The 15853-nt window shown below is 60.2% G+C and carries 9 protein-coding genes and 1 other RNA gene; 6 read left to right on the top strand and 4 right to left on the bottom strand.

Annotated features, from left to right (window positions below; genetic code table 11):
* Positions 1–5 precede the first annotated feature (5 nt).
* The 4 genes from guaD to xdhA all read right to left on the bottom strand — a co-directional run bounded on the left by guaD (position 6) and on the right by xdhA (position 6119).
* Complete coding sequence (gene guaD / locus GNF76_RS10330) at positions 6–1310, bottom strand: guanine deaminase (protein ID WP_155583064.1); 1305 nt, start codon at positions 1308–1310, stop codon at positions 6–8.
* Positions 1311–1317: 7 nt separating this feature from the next.
* The gene (gene xdhC / locus GNF76_RS10325) at positions 1318–2160 is read right to left on the bottom strand and encodes a xanthine dehydrogenase accessory protein XdhC (RefSeq protein WP_155583063.1); all 843 of its coding nucleotides are present in this window, start codon (positions 2158–2160) and stop codon (positions 1318–1320) included.
* Between the two features lie 118 nt (positions 2161–2278).
* Positions 2279–4678 (bottom strand): xanthine dehydrogenase molybdopterin binding subunit, encoded by a 2400-nt coding sequence (gene xdhB / locus GNF76_RS10320; RefSeq protein WP_155583062.1) that lies wholly within the window; start codon positions 4676–4678, stop codon positions 2279–2281.
* Entirely contained in the window at positions 4671–6119 is a 1449-nt protein-coding gene (xdhA, locus tag GNF76_RS10315; RefSeq protein WP_178123266.1) for a xanthine dehydrogenase small subunit, read from the bottom strand. The genes xdhB and xdhA overlap by 8 nt, the downstream gene beginning before the upstream one ends.
* A gap of 280 nt (positions 6120–6399) precedes the next feature.
* Between xdhA and GNF76_RS10310 the strand changes: the two genes are divergently transcribed.
* From GNF76_RS10310 to ffs, 6 genes are all read left to right on the top strand, one after another.
* Entirely contained in the window at positions 6400–7059 is a 660-nt protein-coding gene (locus GNF76_RS10310) for a GntR family transcriptional regulator (RefSeq protein WP_155583061.1), read from the top strand.
* A 2-nt stretch (positions 7060–7061) separates the two neighbouring features.
* Positions 7062–10550: a chromosome segregation protein SMC gene (gene smc / locus GNF76_RS10305; RefSeq protein WP_178123265.1), complete on the top strand. Its 3489-nt coding sequence runs from the start codon at positions 7062–7064 to the stop codon at positions 10548–10550.
* A gap of 259 nt (positions 10551–10809) precedes the next feature.
* Positions 10810–11664, top strand: coding sequence for a cell division protein ZipA (zipA, locus tag GNF76_RS10300; protein WP_155583060.1), 855 nt, complete (start codon positions 10810–10812; stop codon positions 11662–11664).
* An 87-nt stretch (positions 11665–11751) separates the two neighbouring features.
* Complete coding sequence (gene ligA / locus GNF76_RS10295) at positions 11752–14109, top strand: NAD-dependent DNA ligase LigA (protein ID WP_155583059.1); 2358 nt, start codon at positions 11752–11754, stop codon at positions 14107–14109.
* 185 nt (positions 14110–14294) lie between these two features.
* Positions 14295–15461, top strand: coding sequence for a zinc-binding metallopeptidase family protein (locus GNF76_RS10290; RefSeq protein WP_155583058.1), 1167 nt, complete (start codon positions 14295–14297; stop codon positions 15459–15461).
* Positions 15462–15583: 122 nt separating this feature from the next.
* Positions 15584–15680: signal recognition particle sRNA small type (ffs, locus tag GNF76_RS10285), an RNA gene on the top strand.
* Positions 15681–15853 lie beyond the last annotated feature (173 nt).

Raw genomic sequence — 15853 nt, 5'->3', positions numbered from 1 at the left:
CTGAATCAGCGTTGATGCACGAGTTGCCCCGCTGCATATGTCTGCAACACCGCCCGATCATCCCCCAGCGTCATCAATACAAACAACGTCTCGGCAATGTTATTGGCCTGCTTCAAGCGATAGCTCAGCAGTGGCGTAGCGTTGTAGTCCAGCACCAGGAAGTCCGCATCGGTGCCTGGTTGCAGCGTACCGATCTTGTCTTCCAACCGCAGCGCCCGAGCGCCGCCGAGGGTCGCCAGGTACAACGATTTGAACGGGCTCAGCCGCGCACCCTGCAACTGCATCACTTTGTAGGCTTCGTTCAGTGTTTGCAGGAGCGAGAAACTGGTGCCGCCGCCGACGTCAGTGCCCAGGCCGACATTGAGCTTGTGCTTCTCCGCCATCGGCAAGTTGAACAAGCCGCTGCCGAGGAAGAAGTTCGAAGTCGGGCAGAACGCTACCGCCGAACCTGCCTCTGCCAGGCGCGCGCATTCGTCGTCGCACAGGTGTACACCGTGGGCGAATACCGAACGTTCCCCCAACAATTTGTAATGGTCGTACACGTCCAGGTAACCGCTGCGCTCCGGGAACAGCTCCTTGACCCATTCCACTTCCTGCAGGTTTTCACTGATGTGAGTCTGCATGTACAGGTCCGGGTACTCCCCGAGCAATTGCCCGGCGAGGGTCAGTTGTTCCGGTGTGCTGGTGGGGGCGAAACGTGGCGTCACCGCGTAGTGCAAGCGGCCCTTGCCGTGCCAGCGCTCGATCAGCGCCTTGCTTTCCTGGTAGCCGGATTCGGCGGTGTCGGTCAGATAGTCCGGGGCGTTGCGGTCCATCATCACCTTGCCGGCGATCATGCGCAGGTCGAGTTTCTCGGCCGCTTCGAAAAATGAATTCACCGACTGTGGATGCACGCTGCCAAACACCAGGGCGGTGGTGGTGCCGTTACGCAGCAGTTCCTTGATGAAAATATCCGCGACTTCTTCGGCATGGGCCTTGTCGGCGAACTGGCTTTCACAGGGGAAGGTGTAAGTGTTGAGCCAATCGAGCAACTGTTCGCCATAGGCGCCGACCATGCCGGTTTGCGGCAGGTGGATATGGGTGTCGATCAGGCCGGGGGTGATCAGCGCATCCTGGTAATGGGTGACCTCGATGTCGGACGCCAGGCTGGCGAGCAGTTCGCTGGCATGGCCCAGGGCGCTGATCTGGCCGTTCTCGATGATCAGCAGGCCGTCTTCAAAATACTCATAGGAGGCTTCAATGCCTACTTCAGCGGGGTCGGCGATGCTGTGCAGGATGGCGGCACGGTAGGCTTTGCGAGTCAAAGGCATGGTCGTCTCAGTTCGTGGCTTGACTGCGGCGCGAGGCCGGCAGCAGTTTGGCAATGGGTTCGGCGCTGGCGGTGTGCTGGCCGAAATTGGCGTTATAGGTGGCGATGATTTCACCGGCGATGGAGATCGCGATCTCCACAGGCAATTTGCCTTTGACCTCAGTGATACCCATCGGGCAACGCATGCGTTGCAGTTGTACGGCGTCGAAGCCGCGGTCCCGCAGGCGGTGTTCGAACTTGACGCGCTTGGTCTTCGAGCCGATCAGGCCGAAGTAGGCGAAGTCATTGCGCTTGAGCAGCGCGGCAGTCAATTCCAGGTCCAGGGCATGGTTGTGGGTCATAACGATGCAGTAACTGCCCACCGGCAAGTTGTCGATTTCATCCACCGGTTCTTCGCTGACGATTTTACGCACGCCCTGAGGGATCTGCTCCGGGAATTCCTGTTCCCGGGAATCGATCCAGCGCACGCGGCAGGGCAGGCTGGCCAATAACGGCACCAGGGCGCGGCCGACATGGCCGGCACCGAACACGGCAATCTGCGCCTGGACCTGGCCCATCGGTTCGAACAGCAACACCGTGACGCCGCCGCAGCACTGGCCCAGGCTGGCGCCGAGGCTGAAGCGCTCCAGGTGAGTGTTTTGCTGGCCGCGGACGAGCATGTCCCGGGCGATCTGCATCGCCTTGTACTCCAGGTGCCCGCCACCGATGGTGTCGAAGGCCTGGTGGGTGCTGATGACCATCTTCGAACCGGCATTGCGCGGCGTGGAGCCGAGCTCTTCGATGATGGTCACCAGCACGCAGGGTTCACCCTGGGTTTGCAGGTCGGCGAGGGCGCTGATCCAGTTGTTCATAGTCACCTCTTGTGGTGTCTGGCAGTGCGCTATCGCAGGCAAGCCAGCTCCCACATTTGATTGGGTTCGCAGATCAAAATGTGGAAGCCGGGCTTGCCCGCGATGGCAGCACCTCGGTCTAAAGCGAAGCCAGTTCGGTTTCAGGTTTCACAGCCTTTGCCGTGCTCAGCTGCCGCATCTGCTCACAGCCCCACAACACCCGCTCCGGTGTCGCCGGTGCATCAATCTTCGGCTGATGGCGGTAGTCACCGAGGCTGGCCACGGCATCCTTGATCGCACACCAGGACGCAATGCCGAGCATGAACGGCGGTTCGCCCACCGCTTTGGAATGGAACACCGTGTCTTCCGGGTTCTTGCGGTTCTCCACCAGTTTCACCCGCAAATCCAGCGGCATGTCCGCCACGGCCGGGATCTTGTAGCTGGCCGGCCCGTTGGTCATCAGCTTGCCCTTGGCGTTCCACACCAGCTCTTCCATGGTCAGCCAGCCCATGCCCTGGATGAAGCCGCCCTCGACCTGGCCGATATCGATGGCCGGGTTCAGCGAGGCGCCCACGTCGTGGAGGATGTCGGTGCGCAGCATCTTGTATTCACCGGTCAGGGTGTCGACGATCACTTCGCAACAGGCCGCGCCGAAGGCGAAGTAGTAGAACGGCCGCCCGCGCGCCTGGCTGCGGTCGTAGAAGATTTTCGGGGTCTTGTAGAAACCGGTACTGGACAGCGACACCTGGGCGAAATACGCCTGCTGGATCAGCGCTTCAAACGTCAGGATATGGTCACGGACCCGTACGTGGCCGTTGTGGAATTCCACGTCGGCTTCACTGACTTCGTACTTGCGCGCGGCAAACTCCACCAGGCGCTGCTTGATGATTTCGGCGGCATTCTGCGCGGCCTTGCCGTTCAGGTCAGCACCGCTGGAGGCGGCGGTCGGCGAGGTGTTCGGCACTTTGTCGGTGTTGGTGGCGGTGATCTGTACCCGGTCGGTTTCCACCTGGAATATCTCGGCGACCACCTGCGCCACCTTGATGTTCAGCCCTTGGCCCATCTCGGTGCCGCCGTGGTTCAGGTGGATGCTGCCGTCGGTGTAGATGTGGATCAGTGCACCGGCCTGGTTGAGGAAGCTGGCGGTGAAGGAAATGCCGAATTTTACGGGTGTCAGCGCCAGGCCTTTTTTCAGGATCGGGCTGCCTGCGTTGTAGCGACGAATCGCTTCGCGCCGTTCGACATATTGGCTGCTGGCTTCCAGTTCGGCGGTCATCTCTTCGAGCATGTTGTGCTCGACCGTCTGGTAGTAGTGGGTGACGTTGCGCTCGGTCTTGCCGTAGTAGTTGGCCTTGCGTACCGCCAGCGGGTCTTGGCCTAAGTGGCGCGCGATGGCATCCATCACTTCCTCGATGGCGACCATCCCTTGGGGGCCGCCGAAGCCACGATAAGCAGTGTTGGACGCGGTGTTGGTCTTGCAGCGATGGCCATTGACCGTGGCATCGCCCAGGTAATAGGCGTTGTCGGCGTGGAACATGGCGCGATCGACAATCGAGTTCGACAGGTCCGGTGAGCAGCCGCAGTTACCGGCCAATTCCAGATTGATCCCGTGCAGGCGCCCGCTGTCATCAAAGCCCACGTCGTATTCGATGTAGAAGGGGTGACGCTTGCCGGTCATCAGCATGTCTTCGACCCGCGGCAGGCGCATTTTGGTCGGCTGGCCGGTAAGGCGCGCGACCACCGCGCACAAGCATGCAGGGCTTGCCGCCTGGGTTTCCTTGCCGCCGAAACCGCCGCCCATACGGCGCATGTCGACGACGATTTTGTTCATCGATACGTCGAGTACTTCGGCTACCAGCTTCTGCACTTCGGTGGGGTTCTGCGTGGAGCAGTAGACGATCATGCCGCCGTCTTCGGTGGGCATCACCGAGGAAATCTGGGTTTCCAGGTAGAAATGTTCCTGGCCGCCGATGTGCAGGGTGCCCTGGATACGATGCTTCGCTGTCGCCAGCGCGCTCGCCGCATCACCGCGTTGGTGGGTGTGGCTGTCCAGCACGAAATGTTTTTTGCGAAAGGCCTCGACCACATCCAGCACCGGCTCCAGGTCTTCGTATTCGATCACGGCGGCCATGGCGGCTTTACGGGCGGTTTCCAGGTCGCGGGCGGCGACGGCCAGCACGACCTGGCCGACGAACTGCACGGTATCGATGGCCAGCAACGGGTCGCCGGGCATCAGTGGGCCAATGTCTTTCAGGCCCGGTACATCTTCGTGGGTAATGACGATACGCACGCCTTCAAAGGCGTAGCAGGGCGCGGTGTCGATGCTGATGATTTTCGCGTGGGCGCGGTCGGACATGCGCGCATACAGGTGCAATTGGTTGGGGAATTCCAGGCGGTCATCGATGTACTGTGCCTCACCCGATACGTGCTTGGCGGCGCTGTCGTGCTTGACGCTGCGGCCGACGCCGGAGGTCAGGTCCCTGGCAAACAGCTCGGCGAGTTCGGCCTGGGTTTTTTCCACTGCGTGATGGTTAGACATAAGCGGTCACCCGAGTCTCGATGTGCGGCGTTTGCAGTTCGATGAAGTATTTGCGCAGCAGGTTTTGCGCGCTGAGCAGGCGGTATTCCTTGCTGGCGCGGAAGTCCGACAGCGGGGTGAAATCCTCGGCCAGGGCTGCGCAGGCTTTTTCCACCGTGGCTGAATTCCAGGTCGCGCCTGTCAGGACCGCTTCGCAATGTTTTGCGCGTTTTGGCGTAGCCGCCATGCCACCGAAGGCGACACGGGCATCACTGATGACACCGTTATCAACCTTCAGATTGAAGGCCGCGCAGACGGCAGAAATATCGTCGTCCAGGCGCTTGGAGACCTTGTAGGCCCGGAACAGCTTCTGGCCCTTGGGCACGATGATCTTCTCGATAAACTCGCTGTCCTGGCGGGCCGTGACGCGGTAATCGATGAAGTAGTCTTCCAGGGCCAGGGTGCGGCGGGTGTTGCCTTTGCACAGGACGATGTGCGCGCCCAGGGCGATCAGCAGCGGCGGCGAGTCACCGATAGGCGAGGCGTTGCCGATATTGCCGCCCAACGTGCCCTGGTTGCGAATCTGCAGGGAGGCGAAGCGGTGCAGCAGGTCGCCGAAGTCCGGGTATTCCTTGTTCAAGGCGGTGTAGCAGTCGGACAGCGAGGTGGCGGCACCGATTTCCAGGCGGTCCTGGAAGGTCTCGACACGCTTCATCTCTTCGATATTGCCGACGTAAATCATCACCGGCAGTACGCGGTGGAACTGGGTCACTTCCAGTGCCAGGTCGGTGCCGCCGGCCAGCAGCCGGGCTTGAGGATAGGCGTCATAGAGGTCGGCCAGGTCGGCGACCGTCAGCGGTACCAGGCAGCGTTTGTCGCCGCTGTTCAACTCACCGGTTTGCGTTGGGGCAATGGCCTTGAGGCGGGCGATGGTCTCGGCTTCACGGCTGTCGAACTGGTCCTGGGGCTTGTTGCAGCAGGCTTGTTCGGCGGCGGCGAGAATCGGGCGGTAGCCGGTGCAACGGCAGAGGTTGCCGGCCAGGGCTTCGTGGGCCTTGTGGCTGTCGGGCGCCTCGCTGTTCTTTTGCAGGGCGAACAGCGACATCACAAAGCCTGGGGTGCAGAAGCCGCACTGCGAGCCGTGGCATTCGACCATGGCTTTTTGCACGCTGTGCAGTTCGCCCTGATGCTTGAGGTCTTCGACGCTGATCAGTTGTTTGCCGTGCAGGGACGACACAAAGGTCAGGCACGAGTTGAGGCTGCGATAGCGAATCTGCTCACGGCCCTGATCATCGGCATGCAACTCACCCACCACCACGGTGCAGGCACCGCAATCGCCGCTGGCGCAGCCTTCCTTGGTGCCGGATTTGCCCAGGTGCTCGCGCAGGTAGTTGAGCACGGTCAGGTTGGGGTCCAGGGCGTGCTCGCTACGGAGTTCCTGGTTAAGTAAAAACTGGATCACGGAAGGCCTCGCAGACTCATTATTGTTGTTAACCGCTTTGCGCCGAATCTAGTCATGTCTGACTTTTCGGTCAACGATTTTCTGACCGGAAGGTCAAGAAATTGCGATTTCAACCTCTTTAATTATGGTCCAGATCTTTGGAACCGACGTTTTGGGGGGCTTATGGGTTTTAACGGCTGCTTATTTCATGCCAAATTCCGGCTGGTGGGCCCTGCGCCATCAACCTGCAAGTGCGCTACACTGCCGCGCTCGTACCGATAGAAGATTTTGAAGGGAAAACATGACGTTCAAGGCGCCGGATAGTCTTGCCGAGCAAATCGCTCACCACCTCGCCGAACGTATCATTCGCGGCGACCTCAAGCCTGGGGAGCGGATCCAGGAGCAGAAGGTCACGCTGGCGCTCAATGTCAGCCGCGGCTCCGTGCGCGAAGCCCTGCTGATCCTTGAGCGGCGGCACCTGATTGCGATCCTGCCGCGCCGTGGTGCCCACGTCACCGAACTCACCGCCCATAAGGTGCAGAGCCTGTGTACGCTGATGTCCGAGTTGTACATCCTGCTGGGCAACTCGGTGGCCGAAGGCTGGAAAACCCAGACCGACATGGCGCCGTTCGTGCAGATTCAGCAGCGGCTGGTGAGTAATTTCGAGCGCCAGGACATTCGTGCCTTCGTCGAAGAAAGCTTCAACGTGATGCGCGCGGCTTATCCCTTCGCCAACAACCCGTATTTGCAGGAAACCGTCGAGAACCTGCAACCGGCGATGAACCGTGCCTATTACCTGGCGCTGGATCAGCGCAAGGCGGAAATGAGCGAGTACCTGGCGTTGTTCGAGCAATTGCTCGCCGCCGTACTGGCCCGTGACCTGCCGCAGATTCGCCTGGTGCTCTCGGCCTACGGCCAGCGCAGCAGTTCCCTGGTTATCGCTGCCTTGGCGGTTGCCTAAACGTGCGGCTCAAGTGCATCAAGCTGGCGGGGTTTAAATCCTTCGTCGACCCGACCACGGTGAACTTCCCCAGTAATATGGCGGCGGTGGTAGGGCCCAATGGCTGCGGCAAGTCGAACATTATCGACGCCGTACGTTGGGTGATGGGCGAGAGCTCTGCGAAAAACCTGCGTGGCGAGTCGATGACCGACGTCATCTTCAACGGTTCCACCAGCCGCAAGCCGGTGAGCCAGGCCAGCATCGAACTGGTGTTCGACAACTCTGACGGTACCCTGGTCGGCGAGTATGCCGCCTATGCGGAAATCTCCATCCGCCGCAAAGTGACCCGCGACAGCCAGAACAGCTACTTCCTCAACGGCACCAAGTGCCGACGCCGGGACATTACCGACATCTTCCTCGGCACCGGCCTGGGCCCACGCAGCTATTCGATCATCGAGCAGGGGATGATCTCCAAGCTGATTGAAGCCAAGCCCGAAGACCTGCGTAACTTTATCGAAGAAGCGGCCGGCATCTCCAAGTACAAGGAACGCCGCCGCGAGACCGAAAACCGTATTCGCCGCACCCATGAAAACCTCGCCCGCCTGACCGACTTGCGTGAAGAGCTGGAGCGCCAGCTCGAGCGTCTGCACCGTCAGGCCCAGGCTGCCGAGAAGTATCAGGAATACAAGGGCGAAGAACGCCAGCTCAAGGCGCAACTGTCGGCGTTGCGTTGGCAGGCCCTGAATGATCAGGTCGGCCAGCGTGAAGCGATCATCGGTACCCAGGAAATCAGTTTCGAAGCCCTGGTGGCCGAGCAGCGCAACGCAGATGCCAGTATCGAACGCTTGCGGGACGGTCATCACGACCTGTCCGAACGCTTCAATCTGGTGCAGGGGCGCTTCTATTCGGTAGGCGGTGATATCGCCCGGGTCGAGCAGAGCATTCAACACGGTCAGCAGCGCTTGCGTCAGTTGCAGGACGATCTGAAAGAAGCGGAACGCGCGCGCCTGGAAACCGAATCTCACCTGGGCCACGACCGCACCTTGCTGCTGACCCTCGGCGAAGAGCTGGACATGCTCACCCCCGAGCAGGAAGTCACCAGCGCCGCTGCCGAAGAAGCCGCTGCGGCCCTGGAAGAATCGGAAACCACCATGCACGGCTGGCAAGAGCAGTGGGACGCTTTCAACCTGCGTTCCGCCGAGCCGCGTCGCCAGGCTGAGGTGCAGCAATCGCGCATCCAGCAGTTGGAAACCAGCATGGAACGCTTGGCCGAGCGTCAGCGTCGCTTGCTAGAAGAGCGCGTGTTGCTCGCCGCCGATCCGGAGGACGCGGCGATCCTGCAACTGAGCGAGCAACTGGCCGAGAGCGAAATGACGCTTGAAGAGCTGGAGGCCAGCGAAGAACAACAAGTCGAGCGCCTGGAGCAACTGCGTCAACAGCTGCAACAGGCCGGTCAAGCGCAGCAGCAGGCTCAGGGTGATTTGCAGCGGCTCAACGGTCGCTTGGCGTCGCTGGAAGCCTTGCAGCAGGCGGCTCTGGATCCGGGCACCGGCACCGCTGAATGGCTGCGCGATCAACATCTGGCCGAGCGTCCGCGCCTGGCCGAAGGCTTGAAAGTCGAGGCCGGTTGGGAGCTGGCGGTGGAAACCGTGCTGGGTGCCGACCTGCAAGCGGTGCTGGTGGATGATTTTGGCGGTTTCGACCTGGCCGGTTTTGCCCAGGGCGATTTGCGCTTGCTCAGCCCGGCGGCGGACGGTGTGCGGGTGCCGGGCAGTCTGCTGGACAAGGTTGAAGCGGCGATTGACCTGTCGCCCTGGCTAGGCCAAATCAAGCCGGTGGAGAGCCTTGAGCAGGCCTTGGTGCTGCGTGGGCAATTGGCGGCCGGCGAAAGCCTGATCAGCCGTGACGGCTACTGGGTCGGCCGGCATTTCCTGCGGGTACGTCGCGCCAGTGAAGCGGAAAGTGGCGTGCTGGCGCGTGGTCAGGAAATCGTCAACCTGAGCGCCGAACGTGAAGAACGCGAAGCCACCCTCGAAGCCTTGGAAACCCAATTGCAAACCCTGCGCGCTACCCAGCGCCAGCAAGAGACCGGCCGTGAACACCTGCGCCGGCTGTTGCAGGACGAAGCGCGTCAGCAAGGTGAATTAAAAGCCCAGTTGTCGGCGAGCAAGGCCAAGGTCGAACAGTTGACCTTGCGCCGTACCCGCCTTGATGAAGAAGTGGCGGAGATGGGCGAACAGCGCGCCCTGGAGCACGAACAAGTCGGCGAAGCGCGCCTGCAATTGCAAGAAGCCCTCGACAGCATGGCCCTGGACACAGAGCAGCGCGAGTTGCTGTTGGCCCAGCGCGACAGTTTGCGCGAGCGCCTGGATCGAGTGCGTCAGGAAGCCCGTCAGCACAAGGATCACGCCCACCAATTGGCGGTGCGCCTGGGTTCGCTCAAGGCGCAGCACGATTCCACGCGCCAGGCCCTTGAACGCCTGGAGATGCAATCCGAACGGCTGACCGAGAAGCGTGAGCAACTGAGCCTCAATCTGGAGGAGGGCGAAGCCCCGCTGGAAGAGTTGCGGCTCAAGCTTGAAGAGTTGCTCGACAAGCGCATGACCGTCGACGTCGAACTCAAGACGGCACAAATTGCCCTGGAAGATGCCGACCGCGAACTGCGCGATGCCGAAAAACGTCGGACTCAGGCCGAGCAGCAATCGCAACTGATCCGTGGCCAGCTCGAACAGCAGCGTATGGAATGGCAAGCACTGACGGTGCGCCGTAAAACCTTGCAGGACCAGTTACTGGAAGACGGCTACGACTTGCACGGCGTACTCAATACCTTGACCGCCCAGGCCAACGAGAAAGAAGCCGAAGAAGAACTTGAGCGGATTGCCGCGCGTATTCAACGACTGGGTGCGATCAACCTCGCGGCTATTGATGAGTATCAGCAGCAGTCCGAGCGCAAACGTTATCTGGACGCCCAGGACGCCGATCTGGTGGAAGCCCTGGACACGCTGGAAAACGTTATTCGCAAGATCGACAAAGAAACCCGTAATCGTTTCAAAGATACCTTTGATCAGATTAATGGCGGTTTACAGGCGTTATTCCCGAAAGTTTTCGGTGGTGGCAGCGCTTACTTGGAACTGACGGGCGAAGATCTACTCGATACAGGGGTGACGATCATGGCGCGGCCCCCGGGCAAGAAGAACAGCACCATCCATTTGTTGTCCGGTGGCGAAAAGGCCCTGACGGCATTGGCCCTGGTATTTGCCATCTTCAAATTGAACCCGGCGCCGTTCTGCATGCTCGACGAAGTTGACGCCCCGCTGGATGACGCTAACGTTGGACGGTATGCCCGACTGGTTAAAGAGATGTCCCAGACGGTGCAGTTCATCTACATCACCCACAATAAGATCGCCATGGAAATGGCCGATCAGTTGATGGGGGTGACGATGCACGAACCGGGATGTTCGCGTTTGGTGGCGGTGGATGTCGAAGAAGCGATGGCGATGGTGGAATCTTAAGTCGCGCTTTGAAAGGGATTTTTCAGCAGGATGTAAGGTGTTTTACCGGTCGTGGGAAGATAGCCAATGGACATATTTGTTCAAGGCATTTTGACAGACGGTGTAAAGTTATCTTTGGTCGTGCTAGTTTAATGTCAAATTTTCGTATGCGTGGGCAAAACGTCATTCAGAACATAGAGTTGGCGCCACGTTTTAAAGCGGTTTGCACGGTGCTAAACCCCTTATTTTTCAGCATTTTTTATTAGAGGCACGGGATTACATGGAAATCGGTCTGCGCGAGTGGCTGATCGTCATCGGCATCATTGTCATTGCCGGTATTCTTTTTGATGGCTGGCGCCGTATGCGCGGTGGCAAGGGCAAGTTGAAATTTCGCCTGGACCGCAACCTGTCCAATTTACCGGACGACGACGGCAGTGCCGAGCTGCTGGGGCCACCCCGTGTCCTGGATACCCATAAGGAACCGCAACTGGACGAGCATGACCTGCCGTCGATGAGCGCGCCGGTGCGTGAAGCCCGCGAGCCGTCGGGAAAGCGTGGCAAGCGTGCTGCCAGCGAACCTTCCCAGGGTGACCTGAACCTCGACCTGGAAGACGGCCCGAGCTTCAGCAGCCGTGATGATGACTTCCCGGACGAAAGCCCGGCCAAGAGCGCCCCGCGTGAATCCACCAAGGATCAACCTGCCGCTGAAGAAGTGCTGGTGATCAGTGTGATCTGCCGCGACGCCGCCGGCTTCAAGGGCCCGGCGCTGTTGCAGAACATCCTCGAAAGCGGCCTGCGTTTTGGCGAGATGGATATTTTCCACCGGCACGAAAGCATGGCCGGCAACGGTGAAGTGCTGTTCTCCATGGCCAACGCGGTCAAGCCAGGCATCTTTGACCTGGACGACATCGACCATTTCAGCACCCCGGCTGTCAGCTTCTTCCTTGGCCTGCCAGGCCCGCGTCATCCGAAACAGGCGTTCGACGTCATGGTGGCGGCGGCTCGCAAGTTGTCCCAGGAGCTCAACGGCGAGCTCAAGGACGATCAACGCAGCGTCCTCACCGCCCAGACGATCGAACACTACCGTCAGCGTATTGTGGAGTTCGAGCGTCGCGCCCTGACACAGAAGCGCTGAGGTTCGATCTTAAGCGTTGCCTGTAGAATACGTGCACTAACATATTGAGCAGCTTCGGCTGCTCTTTTGCTTTATGAGAGAACACCCATGACCGCCGCTCACACCCGCATTCTCGAACTGCGCGCTGAACTGGATCAGCACAACTACCGTTACCACGTCCTCGACGAGCCGAGCATTCCGGACGCCGAGTACGATCGGTTGTTCCATGAGCTCAAGGCCCTGGAAGCCGAACATCCGGAGCTGGTCACCCGCGACTCGCCGACTCAGCGGGTTGGCAGTGCGGCGTTGTCGGCTTTCACTCAGGTACGTCACGAGATCCCGATGCTCAGCCTGGGTAACGCGTTTGATGAAACCACCATGCTGGAGTTTGATCGCCGGGTGACCGAAGGACTGGACCTGCCGGTGGGCGATCTGTTTGGTGGTGGCGCAGCAGTGGAATACAGCTGTGAGCCAAAACTCGATGGCCTGGCGGTCAGTCTGCTGTATCAGGACGGTGAGTTGGTACGCGGTGCAACCCGCGGCGACGGTACTACCGGCGAAGACATCAGTGTCAACGTGCGCACCGTGCGCAATATCCCGCTCAAGCTGCAAGGCACTGGCTGGCCGGCGACCCTGGAAGTGCGCGGTGAAGTATTCATGTCCAAGGCCGGTTTCGAGCGGCTCAACGCCACACAGCTGGAAGTCGGCGGCAAGACCTTCGCTAACCCGCGCAATGCCGCTGCCGGTAGCCTGCGCCAACTGGATTCGAAGATTACCGCCAGCCGCCCGCTGGAGTTCTGCTGCTACGGTGTGACCACTGATATCAGTGACACCCACATTGGCAACCTGCAGCAGTTGAAACAGTGGGGCATGCCCATCAGCCACGAATTGAAGCTGGCCAAGGGTATTCAGGATTGCCTCGACTACTACCGCGATATCGGCGAACGGCGTAACGCCTTGCCCTATGAAATCGACGGTGTGGTGTTCAAGGTCAATAGCATCGCCTCCCAGCGAGAGCTGGGTTTCCGTGCCCGCGAACCGCGTTGGGCGATTGCCCATAAATTCCCCGCCATGGAAGAACTCACCGAACTGTTGGACGTTGAATTCCAGGTTGGCCGTACCGGCGCGGTCACGCCCGTAGCGCGTCTGAAACCAGTCAAGGTCGCGGGTGTGACGGTGTCCAATGCGACCTTGCATAACATGGACGAAGTGGCGCGCCTGGGCCTGATGATCGGCGACACCGTGATCATTCGCCGTGCGGGTGACGTGATTCCGCAGGTGGTGTCGGTGGTGCTCGAGCGTCGTCCGGAAAACGCCCGGGCGGTGCAGATTCCCGAGAACTGCCCGGTGTGCGGCTCCCATGTCGAGCGCACCCAACTGGTCAAGCGCAGCAAGGGCAAGGAAACCGTCAGCGAAGGCGCGGTGTACCGCTGCGTCGGTCGACTGGCCTGTGGTGCCCAGCTCAAGCAGGCGATCATCCACTTCGTCTCGCGTCGCGCCATGGACATCGACGGCCTGGGCGACAAGACCATTGAGCAGTTGGTGGATGAAAAACTCATCGGCTCGCCGGCGGATCTCTACACGCTCAAGTACGAGCAGATCATCGATCTGGAAGGCTTCGCCGACGTCTCCAGCAAAAAGCTGATCGCGGCTATCGAAAACAGCAAGACCCCGACCCTGGCGCGGTTTATCTACGCCCTTGGCATTCCCGATGTGGGGGAGGAAACCGCCAAGGTCCTGGCGCGCTCCCTGGCGTCCCTGGAGCGGGTGCAACAGGCGTTGCCGGAAGTGCTGACGTACTTGCCGGATGTCGGGCTGGAAGTGGCGCATGAGATCCATAGCTTCTTTGAGGACGGCCATAACCAGGAAGTGATTGGCGCGCTGCTGTCCAAAGACGAGTGCGGGCTGGAGCTGCAGGAGCAGGGTGACCTGAGCGCCGAGTTCGCCGCCAGCACCACCTTGGGCGGCTTGCTGGACAAGCTGCATGTGCCTTCGGTGGGGCCGGGCGCTGCGCAGAAGCTGGCGGACAAGTTTGGCTCCCTGGAAGGCGTGATCCAGGCTGATTGGCTCGACATGCGCCAGGCGTTGCCGGAGAAGCAAGCCAAGGCGGTGCGGGATTTCTTCGACAACGAAGAAAACGCCAAGCGCGCGCTGGCCATTGAGCTGCAGCTCAAGGGCTTCGGCATGCACTGGCAGAGCGAGAAGAAGGTGGTCGAAGGCTTGCCTGAGGCTGGTCATACGTGGGTGCTCACCGGCTCCCTGGAACTGATGAGCCGCGATGTTGCCAAGGAAAAGCTCGAAAGCCTCGGCGCCAAGGTGGCGGGTTCGGTGTCGGCAAAAACCCACTGCGTGGTGGCGGGGCCGGGTGCGGGTTCGAAGTTGGCCAAGGCCAGCGAGCTTGGGTTGAAAGTGCTGGACGAAGAGGCGTTCGTGGCCTTTTTGGCCAAGCACAACATCACGGTCTGATCCAGAGGGAACGATCCCTTGAGGGTATCTACACTCGTTTCCCGTAGCAGCTGTCGAGCGCCAGCGAGGCTGCGTCGGGGACATTGATGTGTTGTGTCGGCATGCTTGAGGCCGGCGGTGCGCCCGACGTAGCCTCGCTGGCGCTCGACAACTGCTACGGGTATGTATGCCAAGGAGAGATCGCCATGTACCGCTTCTTCGAACAACTCAGTTCGCGCATTGCCGCACCATTCATGGCCGAGTCTTCGCGTAACAGCAAAGTGTGGCAATGCCACTGCGGTCAGTCGCTGTTCTTTCGCAACAGCCAGTGCCTGGCCTGCTCGGCGATGCTCGGTTATCAGCCGGAGCACAGCCGGCTTTCTTCCTTGCAGCCTGGACCTTACGTCGAGACTTGGCAGTTGGATGCCGATCCTGAGGCAGGATTGTTTCGCCGTTGCGCCAACCTGGATACCCCGGCCGCCTGCAACTGGCTGCTGCCGGCGGACAACGGCCAGACCTTGTGTGTCGCTTGCAGCCTGAACCGCACGATCCCCGACCTGTCGACCCCTGAAAATCCAGAGCGCTGGCGCAAGGTGGAAATCGCCAAGCGACGGCTGGTGGCACAATTGATTAGCCTGGGCTTACAGGTGATTCCCAAGAGCGTCGATGAAGACAGCGGTCTGGCCTTCGATTTTGTCGGTATCGACCTGGAAGGCAAGGCACCGACCACCGGCCACGCCAACGGCCTGATCACGCTCGATATCAAAGAAGCCGACGACGCCCACCGCGAAAAAGTCCGGGTGCAGATGCGCGAGCCTTACCGTACCTTGCTCGGCCACTTTCGCCACGAAGTCGGTCACTACTACTGGGATCGCCTGATCGCTAACAGCCACTGGCTGGAGTCGTTCCGCCGCCTGTTCGGTGACGAGCGCGCCAGTTATGCCGAGGCCCTCGAGCAGCACTATCAAAACGGCCCCCGCCCGGATTGGCAGCAAACCTGTGTTAGTGCCTACGCCACCATGCATCCCTGGGAAGACTGGGCGGAAACCTGGGCCCATTACCTGCACATGATGGACGCGGTGGATACGGCCCTGGGGTTTGGCATGAGCGCGCGGGAGATGGACCTGGACTACCAGCCGTTTCCCCTGAGCACCCTCTACGATCCCGAGCATCCGGGCGGCGCGGCGTTTCTGTCGTTCGTCAACGCGTGGATCGAATTGGCCAGCATGCTCAACGAATTGTCGCGGAGCATGGGGCAGCCGGATTTCTATCCTTTTGTCCTGCCTCCGGCGGTGATTGCCAAGTTGCACTTTATTCACCTGCTGATTCAGCAAGAGGGTGGCAAGGCGGACGAGGTGTTGCAGGCGCAATAACTCACCCGCAGGCAAGTGCTTGAACCCCAACATTTTTTATTCCGGAACCAACGGTTGTAACTTCCGATGAGATCGGTACAATGGCGCGGCTTGCCGAGAGGCGAGTGTCGTTATGGTGACTCCATCGGTCCCCCCGCAACGATTACCCGTGAACCTGGTCAGAGCCGGAAGGCAGCAGCCACAGCGGGAACATTGTGTGCCGGGGTGTGGCTGGTGGGGTTGCCTCCATAACGCTCTTCTTGCAGCACCCCCTCCTGTTTGAACCGCTTTTCGCCACATCAGAATGCTTGTTTGATCGCCTGCCTGTCTTTTACCCCGCAGCGGGTGATGGCCATTTCACAACTTTCAAAACCCTCTCTGGACAACCATAAAACGGCTTGTTAGTTTTCGTG

The sequence above is a fragment of the Pseudomonas spelaei genome (assembly GCF_009724245.1).
Classification (GTDB): domain Bacteria; phylum Pseudomonadota; class Gammaproteobacteria; order Pseudomonadales; family Pseudomonadaceae; genus Aquipseudomonas; species Aquipseudomonas spelaei.
This window is presented reverse-complemented; position numbering and strand designations above follow the sequence as displayed.

Coding starts and splice junctions, on each gene's coding strand:
- xdhB (WP_155583062.1), bottom strand. CDS start 4,678: ATGTCTAACCATCACGCAGTGGAAAAAACCCAGGCCGAACTCGCCGAG.
- xdhC (WP_155583063.1), bottom strand. CDS start 2,160: ATGAACAACTGGATCAGCGCCCTCGCCGACCTGCAAACCCAGGGTGAA.
- GNF76_RS10290 (WP_155583058.1), top strand. CDS start 14,295: ATGTACCGCTTCTTCGAACAACTCAGTTCGCGCATTGCCGCACCATTC.
- ligA (WP_155583059.1), top strand. CDS start 11,752: ATGACCGCCGCTCACACCCGCATTCTCGAACTGCGCGCTGAACTGGAT.
- GNF76_RS10310 (WP_155583061.1), top strand. CDS start 6,400: ATGACGTTCAAGGCGCCGGATAGTCTTGCCGAGCAAATCGCTCACCAC.
- zipA (WP_155583060.1), top strand. CDS start 10,810: ATGGAAATCGGTCTGCGCGAGTGGCTGATCGTCATCGGCATCATTGTC.
- guaD (WP_155583064.1), bottom strand. CDS start 1,310: ATGCCTTTGACTCGCAAAGCCTACCGTGCCGCCATCCTGCACAGCATC.